Source organism: Mycobacterium sp. NAZ190054 (assembly GCF_001545925.1).
Lineage (GTDB): Bacteria > Actinomycetota > Actinomycetes > Mycobacteriales > Mycobacteriaceae > Mycobacterium.
Genome location: NZ_LMVQ01000008.1, coordinates 1 through 17,855 on the forward strand (window position 1 = coordinate 1; position 17,855 = coordinate 17,855).

The 17,855-nt window shown below is 68.6% G+C and carries 17 protein-coding genes; 2 read left to right on the forward strand and 15 right to left on the reverse strand.

The genetic code is table 11. From position 1 onward, the window contains the following. The 5 genes from ASJ79_RS01025 to ASJ79_RS01045 all read right to left on the reverse strand — a co-directional run. Positions 1-942: GerMN domain-containing protein (locus tag ASJ79_RS01025; RefSeq protein WP_197420036.1), on the reverse strand; the 942-nt coding region annotated here is incomplete at its 3' end. 38 nt (positions 943-980) lie between these two features. Continuing rightward, positions 981-2,630 carry an MtrAB system histidine kinase MtrB gene (gene mtrB / locus ASJ79_RS01030; protein WP_067952394.1) on the reverse strand — a complete coding sequence of 550 codons (1,650 nt, stop codon included), beginning with the start codon at positions 2,628-2,630 and terminating at the stop codon, positions 981-983. 106 nt (positions 2,631-2,736) lie between these two features. Next, the gene (gene mtrA, locus ASJ79_RS01035; RefSeq protein WP_024448556.1) at positions 2,737-3,423 is read right to left on the reverse strand and encodes a two-component system response regulator MtrA; all 687 of its coding nucleotides are present in this window, start codon (positions 3,421-3,423) and stop codon (positions 2,737-2,739) included. Between the two features lie 77 nt (positions 3,424-3,500). Beyond that, positions 3,501-4,154 carry a hypothetical protein gene (locus ASJ79_RS01040; RefSeq protein WP_067952395.1) on the reverse strand — a complete coding sequence of 218 codons (654 nt, stop codon included), beginning with the start codon at positions 4,152-4,154 and terminating at the stop codon, positions 3,501-3,503. Between the two features lie 87 nt (positions 4,155-4,241). Then, positions 4,242-4,874, reverse strand: a complete 633-nt coding sequence (locus ASJ79_RS01045; protein WP_067952396.1) for a dTMP kinase — start codon at positions 4,872-4,874, stop codon at positions 4,242-4,244. A gap of 80 nt (positions 4,875-4,954) precedes the next feature. Between ASJ79_RS01045 and ASJ79_RS01050 the strand changes: the two genes are divergently transcribed. Beyond that, positions 4,955-7,456, forward strand: coding sequence for an alpha/beta hydrolase fold domain-containing protein (locus tag ASJ79_RS01050; protein WP_231750675.1), 2,502 nt, complete (start codon positions 4,955-4,957; stop codon positions 7,454-7,456). On the opposite strand, the gene ASJ79_RS01055 is transcribed toward ASJ79_RS01050, so the two are convergent. The 8 genes from ASJ79_RS01055 to ASJ79_RS01090 all read right to left on the reverse strand — a co-directional run bounded on the left by ASJ79_RS01055 (position 7,453) and on the right by ASJ79_RS01090 (position 14,416). After that, complete coding sequence (locus ASJ79_RS01055) at positions 7,453-7,941, reverse strand: hypothetical protein (protein WP_067952397.1); 489 nt, start codon at positions 7,939-7,941, stop codon at positions 7,453-7,455. The two genes, ASJ79_RS01050 and ASJ79_RS01055, sit on opposite strands and share 4 nt — an antisense overlap. 1 nt (position 7,942) lies before the next feature. After that, positions 7,943-9,400, reverse strand: coding sequence for an adenosylhomocysteinase (gene ahcY / locus ASJ79_RS01060; RefSeq protein ID WP_067952398.1), 1,458 nt, complete (start codon positions 9,398-9,400; stop codon positions 7,943-7,945). A 188-nt stretch (positions 9,401-9,588) separates the two neighbouring features. Continuing rightward, positions 9,589-10,206, reverse strand: coding sequence for a TetR family transcriptional regulator (locus ASJ79_RS01065; protein WP_067952399.1), 618 nt, complete (start codon positions 10,204-10,206; stop codon positions 9,589-9,591). 79 nt (positions 10,207-10,285) lie between these two features. After that, entirely contained in the window at positions 10,286-10,471 is a 186-nt protein-coding gene (locus tag ASJ79_RS01070) for a rubredoxin (RefSeq protein ID WP_067952400.1), read from the reverse strand. Next, on the reverse strand, positions 10,468-10,641 hold the full coding sequence (locus tag ASJ79_RS01075; protein WP_067952401.1) for a rubredoxin: 174 nt from the start codon (positions 10,639-10,641) through the stop codon (positions 10,468-10,470). The genes ASJ79_RS01070 and ASJ79_RS01075 overlap by 4 nt, the downstream gene beginning before the upstream one ends. Then, positions 10,638-11,789 (reverse strand): alkane 1-monooxygenase, encoded by a 1,152-nt coding sequence (locus tag ASJ79_RS01080; protein ID WP_231750676.1) that lies wholly within the window; start codon positions 11,787-11,789, stop codon positions 10,638-10,640. Before ASJ79_RS01080 ends, ASJ79_RS01075 begins: the two co-directional genes overlap by 4 nt. Before the next feature lie 207 nt (positions 11,790-11,996). Beyond that, positions 11,997-12,857: a type IV toxin-antitoxin system AbiEi family antitoxin domain-containing protein gene (locus ASJ79_RS01085; protein ID WP_067952403.1), complete on the reverse strand. Its 861-nt coding sequence runs from the start codon at positions 12,855-12,857 to the stop codon at positions 11,997-11,999. Between the two features lie 77 nt (positions 12,858-12,934). Next, the gene (locus tag ASJ79_RS01090) at positions 12,935-14,416 is read right to left on the reverse strand and encodes an APC family permease (RefSeq protein ID WP_067952404.1); all 1,482 of its coding nucleotides are present in this window, start codon (positions 14,414-14,416) and stop codon (positions 12,935-12,937) included. A 55-nt stretch (positions 14,417-14,471) separates the two neighbouring features. On the opposite strand from ASJ79_RS01090, the gene ASJ79_RS01095 reads away from it, so the two are divergent. After that, on the forward strand, positions 14,472-15,848 hold the full coding sequence (locus ASJ79_RS01095) for an NAD(P)/FAD-dependent oxidoreductase (protein ID WP_067952405.1): 1,377 nt from the start codon (positions 14,472-14,474) through the stop codon (positions 15,846-15,848). On the opposite strand, the gene manA is transcribed toward ASJ79_RS01095, so the two are convergent. Together manA and ASJ79_RS01105 are read right to left on the reverse strand one after the other, a co-directional pair. Next, positions 15,793-17,019, reverse strand: coding sequence for a mannose-6-phosphate isomerase, class I (gene manA / locus ASJ79_RS01100; protein WP_067952406.1), 1,227 nt, complete (start codon positions 17,017-17,019; stop codon positions 15,793-15,795). The genes ASJ79_RS01095 and manA overlap by 56 nt on opposite strands. Positions 17,020-17,024: 5 nt before the next feature. Continuing rightward, positions 17,025-17,855: TobH protein (locus tag ASJ79_RS01105; RefSeq protein WP_067952407.1), on the reverse strand; the 831-nt coding region annotated here is incomplete at its 5' end.

Genomic DNA, 17,855 nt, shown 5'->3' on the forward strand with positions numbered 1-17,855 from the left:
CAGCGAGCCGCCCACCAGCGCGTGCAGGCCGGCAGCCGCGCCGTCGGCGGCACCGGGATCGGTGGCCGCCACCGCGCCGGTGTCCCACCCCTCGGCGAAGCGGTCGTCGAGCGCGGCGCCGTCGGCGTTGATCACGTACGGGCCGTTGATGCCCGACCGCGACAGCGTCCAGATCAGTTGCGCGGCAAGCAGTTGCCTGCTGTGCGGGTCGGTGGTCGACAGGTTCTCCAGGTCAATGCGGGCCCCACCGTAGCCGCGGCCGATGCCGGTCCGGCCGCCGTCGGCGCGGGTCACCGGACCCCGCAGCCGCAGCGGCTCGCCGAGCAGGTTGCGCACCGTCTTGTCCATTTCCGGGCGCGGACCCGCGACCAGCTTGCTCACCAGTTCGGTTGCCAGCTGGTCGGGTTCGGACACCGCGACGTAGCGCGGGTCGGGGACGACGGTCTTGCCGGTCGGATCCGCGAAGTACAGCGTGTGCCGCTTGTAGGTGGCCTGGAACTGCTGCCAGTCCAGGAACACCCCGTTGGGTAGCCGGTCGATGCGCCACCCGTCCGGGGTCCGGACCAGTTCGATCGGACCTGGATCGGGCAGTGCGCCCGCACCGGTCTCGAAGACGCCCATGTCGGACAGCGAGCCGAGGATGTCGGCCCGCATCGTCACCTGGACCCGGTCGGGTGAGCGGGTCTCGACGAACACGACGTTGTCGATCAGCAGCGCGCTGCCGGCGTCATCCCATGTGGCGGAGGCGGATTGGGTGAGGAACTGGCGGGCGGCCAGATGCCGGCTCGCCGGATCCGCGGTGGCCTTGAGGAATTCGCGCAGCAGGACGTCCGGGTCCATGTCGGGGGTGGGCTTGGGCAGGCTCGGCGGCGCGGGCCGGTCGACGGTTCCGATGGCCTGCGGCGACGAGGAACTGGGCACCCCGGCGCATCCGGTCAGCATCACCAGCAGCGCGCAGAGCCACAGCGCGGCGATGCGTCTCACACGCTTTCCCCTGCCGGCTCGCGGACCCGGCGGCCGGAACCACCACCACCGGACACCTCGATCGGTTTGACCGGCAGTGGGCTGCTGGTGACCTTGTGTCCGCGCACCAGCGGCAGCGTCAGCCGGAAGCAGGCGCCCCTGCCGGGCTCGCCCCAGGCTTCCAGCCGGCCCTGGTGCAGCCGGGCGTCCTCGATGCTGATGGCCAGGCCCAGGCCGGTGCCACCGGAGCGGCGCACGCGGGACGGGTCGGCGCGCCAGAACCTGCTGAACACCAGCTTCTCCTCACCGGGGCGCAGACCGACGCCGTGGTCGCGCACGGTGACCGCCACCGTGTCGACGTCGGAGGCCATCCGGATCTCGACCGGCTTGTGCTCGGCGTGGTCGATGGCGTTGGCGATCAGGTTGCGCAGGATCCGTTCGACGCGGCGCGGGTCGACTTCGGCGATCACCTCGTCGGCGGGCAGGTCGACGATCATCTCGACGGTGGCCTGCTGGGCGAGGTGCCCGACGTTGTCCAGGGCGCTCTGCACGATGGAGCGCAGATCGACGGCCTCGACGGCCAGCTCGGCGACGCCGGCGTCGTGCCGGGAGATCTCCAGCAGGTCGTTGAGCAGCGACTCGAACCGGTCCAGCTCGTTGACCATCAGCTCGGTGGAGCGGCGCAGCGCCGGGTCAAGGTCCTCGGCGTGGTCGTGGATCAGGTCGGCGGCCATCCGCACGGTGGTCAGCGGGGTCCGCAGCTCGTGGCTGACGTCGGAGGTGAACCGGCGCTGCAGGTTCCCGAACTCTTCGAGCTGGGTGATCTGCCGGTGCAGGCTCTCGGCCATGTCGTTGAACGACACCGCCAGCCGTGCCATGTCGTCCTCGCCGCGCACCGGCATCCGTTCGGTCAGGTGCCCCTCGGCGAAGCGCTCGGCGATCCGCGACGCCGAGCGCACCGGCAGCACGATCTGGCGGGCCACCAGCAGCGCGATCGCCGCGAGCAGGCCGAGCAGCACCACACCGCCGGTGGCCATGGTGCCGCGCACCAGCGCGATCGTGGAGTCCTCGTTGTTCAGCGGGAAGATCAGGTACAGCTCGAGGTTGGTCACCGGTGAGGACGTCGGGCTGCCGATGATCAGCGCGGGCCCCGAGAACCCGTCGGTGTGCACCGTGGCGTACTGGTAGCTGACCTGGCCGGCCTTGACGAAGTCGCGCAGGGTCTCGGGGATCTGGTCGACCGGCCCGGCCGCGGTGGCCGCGCGGGGACCGTCGCCGGGCACGACGAGCACCGCGTCGAATGTCCCGGCCAGCCCCGGGCCGGCGTCGGCGGTGCGGTCGATCAGGGTGTTGCGGGCCAGCTGCAGGCTGCTGTCCAGCGAGCGGGTCTCCTCGCCGCCGACGATGCCGCTGACGGTGGTGCGGGCGCGCTCGATCTCCTCGGTGGCGGCGCCGACCTTCACCTCGAGGATGCGGTCGGTGATCTGGCTGGTCAGCACGAAGCCGAGCACCAGGATGACGGCCAGCGACAGACCCAGGGTCAGCGTGACCACGCGCAACTGCAGCGATCGTCGCCACGCCGTGCTCAGCGCCCGGCCCAGCACGCCCAGCCCGCGGATCAGGGGGGCCGACCGGCGGTGGATGCGCCGCCGGGAACCGAAGATCACGGCGACCGCCGAGCGGTCGATCGAGCAGAAGACCGCCGAGCGGTCGATCGAGCAGAAGACCGCCGAGCGGTCGATCGAGCAGAAGACCGCCGGGCGGTCGAGGGCATCACGGAGGTCCGGCCTTGTATCCCACTCCTCGAACGGTCAGCACCACCTGCGGGTTCTCCGGGTCTTTCTCGACCTTGGCCCGCAGCCGCTGGACATGCACGTTCACCAAACGGGTGTCGGCGGGGTGGCGATAACCCCACACCTGTTCGAGCAGCACATCACGAGTAAACACCTGGCGTGGTTTACGTGCCAGCGCCACCAGCAGGTCGAACTCCAGCGGCGTCAGCGAGATCTGTTCGCCCTGCCGGGTCACCTTGTGGGCCGGGACGTCGATGTCGACGTCGGCGATCGAGAGCAGCTCGGCCGGCTCGTCCTCGTTGCGCCGCAGCCGGGCACGCACCCGGGCCACCAGCTCCTTGGGTTTGAACGGCTTCATCACGTAGTCGTCGGCCCCGGACTCCAAGCCGAGCACCACGTCGACGGTGTCGGTCTTGGCGGTCAGCATCACGATCGGCACGCCGGAGTCCGCGCGCAGCACACGGCACACGTCGATGCCGTTCATGCCGGGCAGCATGAGGTCCAGCAGCACCAGATCGGGTCGCAGTTCCCGCACCGCGGTCAGCGCCTGGGTGCCGTCACCGATCACGGCGGTGTCGAACCCCTCCCCCCGCAGCACGATCGTCAGCATCTCGGCGAGCGAAGGGTCGTCGTCGACTACCAGGATCCTTTGCCTCATGGTGTCCATGGTGTCACCGAATCGCGATAAACCGCCGGTACCACGCGGGGTGTTTTGCGTGTTGAGCGTGGTTCGACGCGTGGGACTCAGTCGATCGCTTCGAGGACCGCGCGTTGCTCGGCGATGGACTGCAACACCTCGTAGCCGATTTGGCGGACGCTGGCGATCACCGGGCTGCCGCACAGTCGTCCCGAGGGTTTCCCGCGCACAACCCAACCCAGCGTGGCGCTGCGTGACAGTGCGCGGCGCGCGGACCTGGCCTCCCGATCCTCGCCGGGGGCCAGTGCGAGCACGAGGTGCATGCGCGAGAACTGCGCGCCGGCGGCGTCCTGGATGACGGGGTTGGTCCACCAGTGCTCGAACGGGATACGGGAACCGCTGAGGATCTGGTCACCGTCACGGGTGCGGATCGGCGCCGGCGGGTACATCGCCAGCTTCGGCACGTATTCCTCGGCGCCCTGCGCGCGGCCGCGGATCCGCATCAAGGTCAGCCCCGCGACCGAGCAGGCCATCTTCTGGTTGGGCACCCCGGCGGTGTCCACCCAGGTCATCGTGTCGCGCAGCCCGTACAACGCATCCGATCCGTCGGCTCGGTACAGCAGCGCGCGCAGGTGGCCGGCCAGCACTCTGGCCTCGGTGTGGCGGCCTTGGTCGAAACGCTGGTTCGCCGATCGGATGCAGGCGAGCAGCTGATCCAGTGTTTCCAGAGACGCGGTCTGAACGCGTGATTCAACCAGCAACGGTTCCCCCTCAATACCTGTCGCCGTGGCGACTTCCCCGCGTCGAAGCTTATATGCCCGCGCGTAAGTTCGCGCAGGAACGAGATGTCAGCGCGAAGTCAGCTGGCCGGCGAGGTCGGTGGCGTCGACCTCCGGCGGCACCACCGCCCACGGCCCGCCCCAATTCGCCGCTGCCAGCTCGGCGTAGACCGCTCCGGTGCGGCGCTGCAGGCCGTCGTCGCGTTCGTAGGCGTCCCGCGCCCGGTCGGCCTCCTCGACGGCCCGGTGCACCGCGCGCTGAGCCGCCAACTCCGCCGGAACGTCAAGCAGCACTTGCCAATCCGGCGCCGGGAGGCGCAGTCGACGGTATTCCAGGTCGTGCACCCAGGCGACGACGTCGCCGTCGGCCCCCTGGTGCAGACGTGCCGCACTGTAGGCCGCGTTGGACGCGACGTAGCGGTCCAGGATCACCACGTCATGAGCCGAATTCAGCTGTTCGATCTCGTCTCTCGCGCCGGCGCGGTCCATCGCGAACAGCACGGCCATCGCGTACACCGACTCGGCGAGGTCACCGTGCCGGCCGTGCAACGCCTCGGCGGCGACGTCGGCGGGCACCGAAACGCCGTACCGCGGAAACGCCAGGCTGGCCACGGACAGTCCGCCGGATTCGAAGGCCGCGCGCAGACCGTTGGTCAGTGTGCGTTTGCCTGCGCCGTCCACTCCCTCGATCACGATGAGCACCCGGCGAGCCTAATCGAGGTTGTCGAGCCGGAAATGGGCAAACATTGACTGCGGGTGGCCGAGGATCGATAGTTCTACAAATGCGGGGCGGTCATGGTGCTGGCAAAGGTGCGAATTTCGCGGTAGCGGCCGGGGTCGGCGCGGCGGTGTTCATCGGACTGGGCTGCGGGGTGGCCGCGGCCGACGACGGCGGCGGGGCCGGCAGTTCCGAGGCGTCCCAGAGCGACGCGGGGCCCGCCCGCGACGACGACACGGCCACCGCCGACGTCGGCGAGGTGACGGACGAGCCGGCCGAGGACGTCGACGAGGACGTCGACGAGGACGTCGACGAGGACGTCGACGAGGACGTCGACGAGGACGTCGACGAGGACGAGGTCGAGGACGAGGTCGAGGAAACCGAGGTCCAGGACGTCGAGACCGAGTCCGGCGACATCTGGGACGTCGACGTTTCCGACGATCCAGCCGAGGACGAGCCGGAGAAGGCCACCGTGGTGGTCGACGACACCGATCCGGAACCACCCGTCGACACCGAGCCCGAGCCGGCCGCCGCGCAGTTCATGGCGATGACCGGAGCCGCGCGCCGCGACGCCGACGCCGAACCACCCGCCCCGGTGGCCGAGGTGGCCGAGGTGGCCGACAACGAGGTCGTCTACACCGGCCCGCCGACCTTCTTCGACCAGATGGTCGTCGCGAGCCTGCGGGTGATCCGCGGGATCTCGGACTTCATCGGTGTCGACCTGTACGGCCAGATCGCCAAGCTCATCGCGAGCGACGATCCGCCATGGTTCGTGCGGTGGGGTCTGGACGTCCGGCGCACCGAGTTCGAGGTGTCCGAGGGCAACTCCTGGCGGGTGTGGGAGTTCCACCCGCCGAACCCGACCGGAAAAGTGGTCGTCGCCGTGCACGGCGGCGGCTTCATCCTGGAGCCGGTCCTGCTGCACTGGATCGACTACTCGAACATGGCGCGCGAGACCGGCGCGACCGTCGTGGTCCCGATGTATCCGTTGGCGACGACCGCCGACGGCACCGCGACCAAGGTCGTGCCCGCCATGGCGCAGTACATCTCCGCGCAGATCGACCGGTACGGCGCGGCGAATGTCAGCCTCTACGGGGATTCGGCCGGCGCGATCCTGGCCCCGGCGGCGGTGCGCGAGCTGATCCTGGCCGGCAAGCCCGTGCCGGCGAGCATGGTGCTGATCTCGATGATCCCGGACGCGTCACTGTCCAACCCGGACATCCGCACCATCGACGACCCCGTCTTCGACCTCGACGACCTCGACTTCTACGACGCGGCGAACCACTGGAGCCACGGCCTCGATCCCCGGGATCCGATGCTCAGCCCGCTGTTCTTCGAGGACGACGTGATCGCCGCGCTACCGCCGACGACGATTTATCAAGGCGCGCTCGAATTCTCCCTCCCCGACACCTTGCTTTTGCACGAAAAGTGGTCGGCCGCAGGCGCGGTGATCTCGACGGTGGTCGGGCAGGGCCAGATCCACGACTGGGCGCTGGGTGTGCCGGTCAACTCGCAGGCCAGGCGGGTGCGGCCGGACATCTACCGCCAACTTGGACTCAACGACGTTGCGGCAGGACCGAAGACGGTCACGACGGGACCGCCGTCGTTTGGTGACCAGTTCGTCGTGGGACTGCTGCGGACACTGCGCTGGATCAACGAGGAAACCGGCATCAAGATCCTCAGCGGGATCGCCGGCTCGTCCACCAGCACCGCTCCCCCGTGGCTGCTGACGCTCGGGCTGAAGGTCACCGAACGCGAATACAACGGATGGACGGTGTGGGAGTTGGCCTCCCCCAAGCCTTCCGGTGAATACGTGGTGGCGTTGCACGGTGGCGGCTTCGAGTCCGAGGCCACTGTGCTGCACTGGTCGGATTACGCGCAGATGGCCCGCGAGACCGGTGCCACGGTGCTGGTGCCGATCTACCCGATGGCGCCGCCGAAGAGCACCGGCACCGCCGAGACGCTGGTGCCGCCGATGGCCGACTACCTGAAGATGTTGATCGACACCCACGGGGTGGACAACGTCAGCCTCTACGGGGACTCCTCGGGCGGCACCTATGCGGTGCTGGCGGTGCAGGAGATGTTGCGGCGCTGCCGGATCGACGTGACGTGCGTGATCTCCGAGGCGCAGCCGTCGCGGATGGTGCTGGTGTCGCCTGCGCTGCACCTGACATTGAGCGGGCCGGAGATCGACGCGATCGACGATCCGATCCTGCCGCGGCGGGCGCCCGGGGAGGGGCCGCGATGGAACGGCGACTGGGACGTCGACGATCCCCGGGTGAATCCGATCGCCGGAGCGGATCTGACGGGTCTGCCCCCGACCACGGTGTACATCGGGACGATCGAGAAGCTCTATCCCGGGGTGCTGGCCTTCCGCGACAAGGTGCTGTCCCAGGATCCGCAGGCCGACCTGACGGTCGTCATCGGCGACGGGCAGATGCACGGCTGGGCGCTCGGCGGCATCGTCGTCAACTCGCAGGCCCCGATCTGGCGGGCCAACGTCTACCGGCAGCTGGGCCTGCTGCCCACCGACGCCGCGCGCTACGTGACGCTGCAGGTCGCTTAGTCGGCACCGATGCGGTAGGACTGCAGCACGACGGTGTTGTGCGGCGGATCCAGGAACACCCGGGTGCTGGTCCGGTCCGCGGCGAACGCGATGTTCAGCTCGATGCCGGTGCGGAACGGGCCCGGCGGCAGGTCCGGCTCGAGCACCTTCTGCACGGCGGGCACCTGCCCGCTGTCCTCTGATTCATGGTCGGTGACAAGCGAATTCATTGTCACCGGGGTCACCTCGACCACGGCGTCGATCCAGACCACCTTCGTCCGGGGCTTCTCCTCCGCGGCGGTGTTGTCCCACGTGATCCACGACGCCGACACCGGCGCACCGAGGGCCGGAAACGTCGTCGCCAGTTCCTCGGTGTCGTGCCGGACCTCCAGCGTGGGCCGCGTCGAGGTGACCTCAGGTTCTGCGGCCTCCTCGGCCGGCCGGCCCTGACATGCCGTCAGGGCCAGCGCGACACCGAGCGCCACCGCTCCCAACCGTCTCGCCACGTCAGTAGCGGTAGTGCTCCGGCTTGTACGGGCCCTCGACGTCGACGCCGATGTACTCCGCCTGCTCCTTGGTGAGCTTGGTCAGCGTGCCGCCGAGCGCCTCGACGTGGATGCGCGCGACCTTCTCGTCGAGGTGCTTGGCCAGGCGGTAGACCTCGTTGTCGTACTCGTCGTTCTTGGTCCACAGCTCGATCTGGGCGATGACCTGGTTGGAGAAGCTGTTGCTCATCACGAACGACGGGTGGCCGGTGGCGTTGCCGAGGTTGAGCAGCCGGCCCTCGGAGAGCACGATGATCGACTTGCCGTTGTCGAAGATCCACTGGTCGACCTGCGGCTTGATGTTGAGCTTGGTGGCACCCGAACGCTCCAGCGCGGCCATGTCGATCTCGTTGTCGAAGTGGCCGATGTTGCCGAGGATGGCCTGGTTCTTCATCGCCTTCATGTGATCGAGGGTGATGATGTCCTTGTTGCCGGTCGAGGTGATGACGATGTCGGCGTCACCGATGGCCTGCTCGACGGTGACGACGTCGAAGCCGTCCATCAGCGCCTGCAGCGCGTTGATCGGGTCGATCTCGGTGACCGCGACGCGCGCGCCCTGGCCGGCCAGCGACTCCGCGCAGCCCTTGCCGACGTCGCCGTAACCGCAGATCAGCACCTTCTTGCCGCCGATCAGCACGTCGGTGCCGCGGTTGATGCCGTCGATCAGCGAGTGGCGGGTGCCGTACTTGTTGTCGAACTTGCTCTTGGTGACCGAGTCGTTGACGTTGATCGCCGGGAACGCGAGCTCACCGGCGGCGGCGAACTGGTAGAGGCGCAGCACGCCGGTGGTGGTCTCCTCGGTGACGCCCTTGACCGACTCGGCGATCTTGGTCCACTTGGTCTTGTCGGTCTCGAACCGCTCGCGCAGCAGGTTCAGGAAGACCTTGTACTCGGCGGAATCATCGTCCTCGGCGGGTGGCACGACGCCGGCCTTCTCGAACTGCGCGCCGCGCAGCACCAGCATGGTGGCGTCACCGCCGTCGTCGAGGATCATGTTGGCGGGCTCGCCCGGCCAGGTGAGCATCTGCTCGGCGGCCCACCAGTACTCCTCGAGCGTCTCGCCCTTCCACGCGAAAACCGGGGTGCCCTTGGGCTCCTCGGGGGTGCCGTGGGGCCCGACGACGATGGCCGCGGCGGCGTGGTCCTGGGTGGAGAAGATGTTGCAGCTCGCCCAGCGCACCTCGGCACCGAGCGCGGTCAAGGTTTCGATCAGCACGGCGGTCTGCACGGTCATGTGCAGCGAGCCGGAGATCCGCGCGCCCTTGAGCGGCTGGACCTCGGCGTATTCCTGGCGCAGCGCCATCAGGCCGGGCATCTCGTGCTCGGCGAGGCGGATCTCCTTGCGCCCGAAATCGGCCAGCGACAGGTCGGCGACCTTGTAGTCGATCCCGTTGCGTTCGTCGGCGGTCAGCGCAGTCATGTAGAGCCCCTTTTTATTCGTCAATTGCCTGTGAGCGCACGGGTGGCCGCAGACGGTACCCATGCGAACAACCCCGGCCTGCGGGCTCGCGGGACAGGCGCTCGGCGCTCTGCCGGCCAGGGGCGTCTATGACACCGTAGCGCCTCGGCTCCCGTGCCAGGTCACGGCCGTCCTCGCCGCGGCGTTTCTCAGGTCTCGATCACGCCGTACCGCTCGGCGAACGGCGTCATCAGCCGGGCCAGGTCGCGGGCGACGTCGTGGTCGGCCTCCGGGGGCATCGAGATGTAGCTCATCGCCAACCGGACGATGGCCCGGGCCAGCACGCCGGCGTCCTCGTCGCTGCTGCGCACCCAGCTGCTCATGAACGACTGCGCCAGCCGCGCGGAGCAGTGGTTGATGATCGGTGCGCTGTCGGTGGTGATCAGCTGCAGCAGGTCGGGCTTGGAGGTTCCGGTGAGCAGCGAGATCACCAGCGGGTCGGAGGCCGACTCGGCGAAGAAGTCGCGGAACCCCTGCAGGAACGCGGCGTACACATCGCCGACGTTGTCGTTGATCGCGCTGTGGATCTGGTCGACCAGCCGGTCGGCCAGCCGCATCGCATAGCCCTGCGCCAGCCCCTGCCGCGAGCCGAACTCGTTGTAGATGGTCTGCCGGCTGATGCCGGCGGCCTTGGCGACGTCGGAGAGCGTGATGTTCGACCAGTCGCGGGCGAGCAGCAGGTCCCGCATCCCGTCGAGGATCGAGTCGCGCAGCAGCACCCGCGACGCCTCGGCGTAGGTGATGCGCTTGTCGCTGGGGCTGCCCACACGCGCGACAATAACGGTTCCCGCGGCCACGCTCCCCGCCGCCGCCGTCATCCCCCGGGGCCTGTCGCTGCGCGAGCGCTCACGGCCGGGCGACCTCGACCATGTCGAAGTCCGACTTCGCCGCGCCGCAGTCCGGGCAGCTCCAGTCGTCGGGGATGTCGTCCCAGCGGGTGCCCGGGGCGATGCCGTCCTCGGGCCAGCCCTTGGCCTCGTCGTACTCGAACCCGCACTGCACGCAGACGAACAGTTTGTAGTCCTCGCTCATCTCTTCACTCCCATCTCGTCGAAATCGATCTTCTCCCGCACCGCGCAGTCCGGGCAGCACCAGTCGTCGGGCACGTCGGCCCACCGCGTTCCTGCCGGAAACCCTTCGCGCGGTTCACCTTTGGCCTCGTCGTAGATGTAGTCACATCCGGGGCACCGGTAGGCGCTCATGCCTGCGCCGCTCCGTGGCGGGCCAGCACCCGCTCACGCACCCGCGGGTGGATGTTCACCCGGTGGATGTCGCCGTCGTAATGCGCGAGCACCCGGTGGTCCATCACCTTGCGCCACAACGGCGGGAAGTACGTCAGCCCGATCATCGACGCGTAGCCGCTCGGCAGATTGGGGGCGCCGTCCATGCTGCGCAGCGTCTGGTACCGCCGGGTCGGGTTGGCGTGATGGTCGCTGTGGCGCTGCAGGTGGTACAGGAACAGGTTGGTCACGATGTGGTCGGAGTTCCAGCTGTGGGCCGGCGCGCAGCGCTCGTAGCGGCCGCTGTCGGTCTTCTGCCGCAGCAGGCCGTAGTGCTCCAGGTAGTTGACGGTTTCGAGCAACGTGAACCCGAACACGGCCGAGATCAGGATGTACGGGAGCAGCGCCCAGCCGAACACCGCGATCAGCACGCCGTAGAGCACCACCGACATCGCCCAGGCGTTCAGCACGTCGTTGGACCAGTGCCATTTGGTCTTACCGGCCCGCTCCAGCCGCTTGGCCTCCAGCTCCCACGAGGACTTCAAGCTCCCGAACACGCTGCGCGGCAGGAACTCCCAGAACGTCTCGCCGAACCGGGCGGACGCGGGATCCTCCGGCGTGGCGACGCGGACGTGGTGGCCGCGGTTGTGCTCGATGTAGAAGTGGCCGTAGAAGGTCTGCGCGAGCGTGATCTTGGCCAGCCACCGCTCCAGAGAGTCCTTCTTGTGGCCCATTTCGTGGGCGGTGTTGATGCCGACGCCACCGAGCAGGCCGACCGACAGAGCCAGACCGATCTTGGCGAACCAGCTCAGTCCGCCGTCGAAGCCCAACCAGCTCAGATCCGATGCGGTGAACAGATAGGCGCCGACGATCACGCTGGCGTACTGGAACGGGATGTAGACGTAGGTGCAGTAGCGGTAGTACTTGTCGTTCTCCAGGCGCTCCATCACCTCGTCGGGTGGGTTCTGGCCGTCGGGGCCGAAGAACCGGTCCAGGGCGGGCAGCAGGATGTAGAGCAGGATCGGCCCGATCCACAGCGGCACCTGCGCGGCGGCGTGCCAGCCGATCTCGTTGAGCGCCCAGATCAACGGCAGCATCACGAAGAGTGCGGTCGGGGCGATCAAGCCCATCAGCCACAGGTAGCGCTTCTTGTCGCGCCACTGCTCGGCGTCGACTCCGGAAATTTCTGGTGCGGTCACCCGTTGCCTCCTTGCTGTGAGTGCGGTCACCTCTCCCGGTTGACTGTAAACGCGATTTTGTCACGTGTCTAGACACCAACACATATTTTGTAAACGCCCCTCTGCGAATCCGGCGCGCAATGCGACACCGGGGGTGCTTCAGCGCGCCGAAATCGCCCGCCGAATCGAGGCGACGACCCGCTCGGGGTGTTCGGTGAGGTCCAGCCAGGTGAACCGCAGCACCTGCCAGTTGGCCAGCACGATGTCGTTCTGACGCTCGCGGTCGATCTGAAACTCGTCGGCCCCGCTGTGGAAGGCGAAACCGTCCACCTCGATCGCGACCTTCGGCACAGGGAAGCCGACGTCGACGCGGTAGCCGCCGACGCGGTAGTTCGCCACCCACCCGCTGAATCCCGCGCCACGCAGCAACGCGTGGAGCAGTCTCTCCGCCGCCGAGCGGGCTCCACCGTCGGCCGCCTGCAGTAGCAGCCGCGACCGCGGGGCACCGGTGCGCCCCTTGTTGCGCAGATGGGTCCGCCACAGGCTCGTGAGGTCGACGTCGTGCTGCAACGCGTTGTCCATCAGCCTGGCGCCGCCGCCGCGCTGCGCGGAAGCCTCCACCACGGTCAGGGGCAACGCCGTCACCTGCAGGCCCTTGAGCTCGACGACATCGGCCGGATCCAGATCTCGCCGTCTGACCCGCGTGCCGTCGTGACGCCGGCCGTGACTGTCCCGGGGCACCGTCACCTCGGCGACGGCCGGGGCGAACCGACACAGCCCGTGCCACCAGGCCGCGGTCAATCCACTCGCGACGGCGCGGTCCCCGTAACCCCAGACCGCCGCCCGGATACGGGCCGCGTCGGAGAAGGGCCGATCGTCGACGAAGTACACACCGCGGCCGCACCGCCGCCACAGTCCGGACTGCACGCGTCGTTGGACTGCTCGCCTACTGAGCCCGGCCGCGCGCGCCTGGTCGTAGGTGATCACGCCGTCGTGGCGCCGCAGGTAGTCGCTGAGCATGTCTCATCGGACGCGACAGCCGGCGATCAGGTTCCCTCACCGGCGAATCCGGCGCGCTATGCGACAGCGTGGGTGCTTCAGCGCGCCCGATTCCCCACGAGCGAGTGGCGGCGGCCGTAGAGGAAGTAGACGATCACGCCGATGCCCATCCAGACCAGGAAGCGGATCCACGTCAGCCCGGTGAGGTTAAGCATCAGCCACACGCACGCGATGATCGACAGGATCGGCAGCAGCGGCACCCACGGCGTGCGGAAGCCACGTGTGAGGTCGGGCCGCGACCGCCGCAGCACGATCACCCCGGCCGACACCAGCACGAAGGCGAACAGCGTGCCGATGTTGACCATCTCCTCGAGCTTGCCGATCGGGAAGACGGTCGCGGTCACCGCGACGACCGCGCCGACGAGCAGCGTGATCCGCACTGGCGTGCCGTGCTCACCGGTCCTGGCGAGCTGACGCGGCAGCAGCCCGTCGCGCGACATCGCGAACAGCACGCGGGTCTGCCCGAGCACCAGCACGATCACCACCGTCGTCAACCCGGCCAGCGCGCCGATCGAGATCACCTTCGCCGCCCACTCCACCCCGTTCAGCGAGAACGCGGTGGCCAGGTTCTGGGTCTCGGCCTCGCGCAGGTCGCGGTAGCTCACCATGCCCGTCAACACCACCGCGACCGCGACGTAGAGGACGGTGACGATGCCCAGCGAGGCGAGGATGCCGCGCGGGACGTCACGCTGGGGCATCTTGGTCTCTTCGGCGGTGGTGGCCACGATGTCGAAGCCGATGAACGCGAAGAACACGATCGACGCGCCGGCCAGCACGCCGTACCAGCCGTAATGGCTGCCCTCGGCGCCGGTCAGCAACGAGAACAGCGACTGCTCACTGCCGGACCCGCCTTCGCCGCCCGCTTCGGTCGACGGCACGAACGGCGAGAAGTTCTCCGCCTTGATGTAGAACGCACCGACGATGACCACCAGCAGCACCACCGACACCTTGATCGCGGTGATGGCCAGGCTGACGCTTGCCGAGAGCTTGGTGCCCATCGCGAGGATGAGGGTCACGATGGCGATGATGACCAGCGCGCCCCAGTCCATCTCGAACCCGGCCACTTCGGTGGTGCCGCCGGAGAAGTCGAAGACCGTGCCGAGGTAACTGGACCACCCCTTGGCGACGACGGCGGCCGCGACCGCGAACTCCAGGATCAGGTCCCAGCCGATGATCCACGCGACGAACTCCCCGAACGTGGCATAGGAGAACGTGTACGCACTGCCGGCGACGGGCACGGTCGAGGCGAATTCGGCGTAGCACAGCGCGGCCAGCCCGCAGGCGATCGCCGCGATGACGAACGACACCGAGATCGCCGGGCCGGTGATGTTGGCCGCGGTGGACGCGGTGATCGTGAAGATGCCCGCGCCGATCACCACCGACACGCCGAAGACTGTCAGGTCCCACCAGGTCAGGTCCTTGCGGAGCCTGGTGTCGGGCTCGTCGGTGTCGGCGATCGACTGCTCCACCGATTTGGTCCGCCGCCTACCGACCGTCTGCGAAACCGGTTCCTGGGCCATAAACCGTCCTTTTCGTCATCGCTTCAGCGGAATCTACCCATTACCGTGAATTTCAATGATTCAGACGGCCAAACACGCGATCGTGATCGGGGCCAGCCTTGCGGGCCTGTGCGCGGCGCGCGTGCTGTCTGACGTCTACGACCACGTCACCGTGTACGACCGCGACCACCTGCCCGACGTTCCGGCGCACCGGCGCGCCGTGCCGCAGAGCCGTCACGTGCACCTGCTGATGGCCCGTGGCGCACAGGAGTTCGAGTCGCTGTTCCCCGGGTTGCTCGGCGACATGGTGGCCGCGGGGGTCCCGATCCTGCAGAACCGGCCCGACTGCATCTATTTCGGCGCGGCGGGCCACGTGCTCGGCACGCATCACCGCTTACAGGACGAGTTCACCGCCTATGTCCCCAGCCGCCCGCATCTGGAGTGGCAGATCCGCCGGCGCGCCGCGCAGATCGCCAACGTGACGTTGATCGATCGCGGTGTCGACGCACCCGTGTTCGACGGGCGCCGTGTCACCGGGGTGCGGATGCCGGACGGAACGACGGTCGACGCCGACCTCGTGATCGACGCCACCGGTCGCGCCACCCGCCTGCCGGTGTGGTTGGCGCAGTGGGGTTTTCGACGTCCTCATGAGGAGCGGATCGAGGTGGGGATCGGGTACGCCACCCATCAGCTGCGCATTCCCGACGGCCTCATCGCCGAGAAGGTGGTGGTGGCCGGCGCGTCCCGCACTCAGCCGCGCGGGCTGGGAATGCTCTGCTACGAGGACGGCAGCTGGGGGCTGACGACGTTCGGTGTCGGCAAGGTGGCTCCGCCGACGGACTTCGACGGGATGTGCGCGCTGGCCGACGAGGTGCTGCCGGTGCACCTGAGCGCGGCGGTGCGCCGCGGCGAGCCGTTGGGCGAGGTGGCGCTGCACAAGTACCCGACGAGCCGCTGGCTGCGCTACGACAGGGCGGACCGGTTCCCGGCCGGGATCCTGCCGTTCGGGGACGCGGTGGCCAGCTTCAATCCGACGTTCGGACAGGGCATGACGATGACGTCGCTGCAGGCCGGTCATCTCCGCCGGGCGCTGCAGGCCCCGGATCCGCAGGCGGCGTTCCTGAAGGCCACGGCCAAGACCACGTATCCGGTGTGGACCATGAACGCGATCGGGGATCTGATCTTGCACGGCGCGCGCGGGCCGACGCCGTGGTGGTACCGACCCGTCGGCGGGCTCTTCCATCAGTTCCTCGGCGCGGCCGAGACGGATCCCGTTCTCGCCGAATGGTTCCTGCGCCGGTTCAGCCTGCTCGACAGCCTGTACATGGTCCCGTCGCCACGGCTGATCGGGCGCACCGTCCGGCACAACATGCGGCTGTGGACCGCGCAGCAGCGGTCTAGATTCCGACCGTCACCCGAAACAGCCGGGTCGGCTCATTGGCAACCAGCCTGATCGGCCCGTCATCGGCCGAAACCCACGCCGCCACACCCTTCTTCAGCATGACCGCGTTGGCCTTGGCGTGCACCGTCACCGCACCCTCGGTGCACAGCAGGATCTGCGGGCCGTCGTGGCGGGTGGGCGCGTCGATCTCATGGCCCAGGTGCTCCCCGTCGATGCCCAGCACCGACACCGAAAACTCCGGGGCGGGTGTCGGATAGACGATCTCGGTTCCGTCGCGGTGCGTTTCCGGTGTGACGAGCACATCCTCGGCCGGGGTGAAGTCCAGCACCCGCAACAGCTCGGGCACGTCGACGTGCTTGGGGGTCAGCCCACCGCGCAGCACGTTGTCGGAGTTGGCCATCACCTCCACGCCGATCCCGTGCAGGTAGGCGTGCAGGTTTCCGGCCGGCAGGTACAGCGCCTCCCCCGGCGCCAGCGACAACCGGTTCAGCAGCATCGACGCCAGCACGCCGGCATCACCGGGATAGCGCTCGCCGAGTTCGAGCACAGTCTTGGCTTCACGGGCGAATTCTGTTGCCCCGGAACACACATAGTTGATCGCTCCGTCGATCACCGCGGGCACCAGCACGTCGAGGTCGGGCTGCGGGAAGGTGATCCACGTGGTGAACAGCGCCCGCAGACCGTCCTCGTCCTGCTGCCCCTGCAACAGGTTGATGAACGGGTCGAGGTCGGCCACCCCGAGCGCCTGCATCAGCTCCACCGACCGGGCAGCGGGGCGGAAGCCGGCCAGCGCCTCGAATTGGCTTAGCGCGACGATGATCTCGGGTTTGTGGCTGCGATCGCGGTAGTTGCGGTTGGGCGCGGTGATCGGGATGCCCATCCGCTCTTCGCGGCTGAAGCCCTCGACGGCCTGCTCGGTGCTCGGATGCGCCTGCAGCGACAGCGGCTCGTCGGCGGCGAGCACCTTCACCAGGAAGGGCAGGGTGTCCCCGAACCGCCCGCGCACGGCGGCGCCGAGTTCACCTTCCGGATCGGCGCGCAGCGCCTCGAGCAGGGACCGGTCTCCGTCGTCGGTCTGGAGATACGCCGGGTCCCCCGGGTGCGCACCGAACCAGAGTTCGGCCTCGGGATGCGCCGTGGGACTCGGGGCGCCAACGAATTCGGCAATCGCGGTGCGCGAACCCCATGCATAGGTTCGGACCGCGCCTTTCAGCAGATGCACTCGCCTCAACCTCGAACCAGCCGCTGGTAGACCGCCGCCATCTCGAGGCGGACCGCCAACAGCGCCAATTGTTGTTCGGGACGTGTGGATCCGGGCATCGTGGTTGAACCCGACACACTCTCCCCCCCTGTCGCCGCGACGTCGGGGACGTCATCGGCGTTGACGACGTGAACGTCGTCGAACCCCCGCAGCCGCGCCGACAGCGCCGGCCGTTCGGCATCGGTCGTCAGCACCAGCGTGCACGTGCGTTGTCGCGGCAGCGGGCCGTCGATCTCCTCGTCGTGGAAGATCGAGACCTCCGCGCCGGTCCGGCCCCACCCGGAACCGATCGCTGCCAGCGCGCCGCTCAACTCCACCGCGGCCACGCTCTGATGCCCGACGCGCAGCATCACCGCCGCGGCGTGGCGGGCCAGCGCCAGCGTCGCGGCCGAGTCACCGGCGAAGACCACCTCGCCGTCGCGCATCCGGGAGGTCAGACTCTTCGCCGGATTGGTGAAAACCTCACGGCCGGCGCTGTTGCGGAACGCCTCGGCGTCCAGCTCGTCGGCGAGCACGCTCAGGTCGATCGAGAAGCCCGGGCTGATCACCTGCAGCGCGGCCAGCCCCGCGGCCAGATATCTGGCGAAGGTGAAGTCGTCGGGAATCGGCAGCCGCGGCGGCAGCGCCACCGACCGTCCCGCGGTCGCGTCCCGCAACGGCCCCTCGTACGGCGCCACCACGATCACGCGGCTACCGCGGCGCACCGCCGTGGCCGCCGCCGACGCCCTGGCCGCCCTGTTCCACGGCATCACCACCCTGGCCTGCCGCTGCGGCAACGCCGACTGCCAAGCCGCCAC

Coding starts and splice junctions, on each gene's coding strand:
- mtrA (WP_024448556.1), bottom strand. CDS start 3,423: ATGGACACCATGAGGCAAAGGATCCTGGTAGTCGACGACGACCCTTCG.
- ASJ79_RS01050 (WP_231750675.1), top strand. CDS start 4,955: ATGCGGGGCGGTCATGGTGCTGGCAAAGGTGCGAATTTCGCGGTAGCG.
- ahcY (WP_067952398.1), bottom strand. CDS start 9,400: ATGACTGCGCTGACCGCCGACGAACGCAACGGGATCGACTACAAGGTC.
- ASJ79_RS01070 (WP_067952400.1), bottom strand. CDS start 10,471: ATGAGCGAGGACTACAAACTGTTCGTCTGCGTGCAGTGCGGGTTCGAG.
- ASJ79_RS01075 (WP_067952401.1), bottom strand. CDS start 10,641: ATGAGCGCCTACCGGTGCCCCGGATGTGACTACATCTACGACGAGGCC.
- ASJ79_RS01080 (WP_231750676.1), bottom strand. CDS start 11,789: ATGGGCTTGATCGCCCCGACCGCACTCTTCGTGATGCTGCCGTTGATC.
- ASJ79_RS01085 (WP_067952403.1), bottom strand. CDS start 12,857: ATGCTCAGCGACTACCTGCGGCGCCACGACGGCGTGATCACCTACGAC.
- ASJ79_RS01090 (WP_067952404.1), bottom strand. CDS start 14,416: ATGGCCCAGGAACCGGTTTCGCAGACGGTCGGTAGGCGGCGGACCAAA.
- ASJ79_RS01095 (WP_067952405.1), top strand. CDS start 14,472: ATGATTCAGACGGCCAAACACGCGATCGTGATCGGGGCCAGCCTTGCG.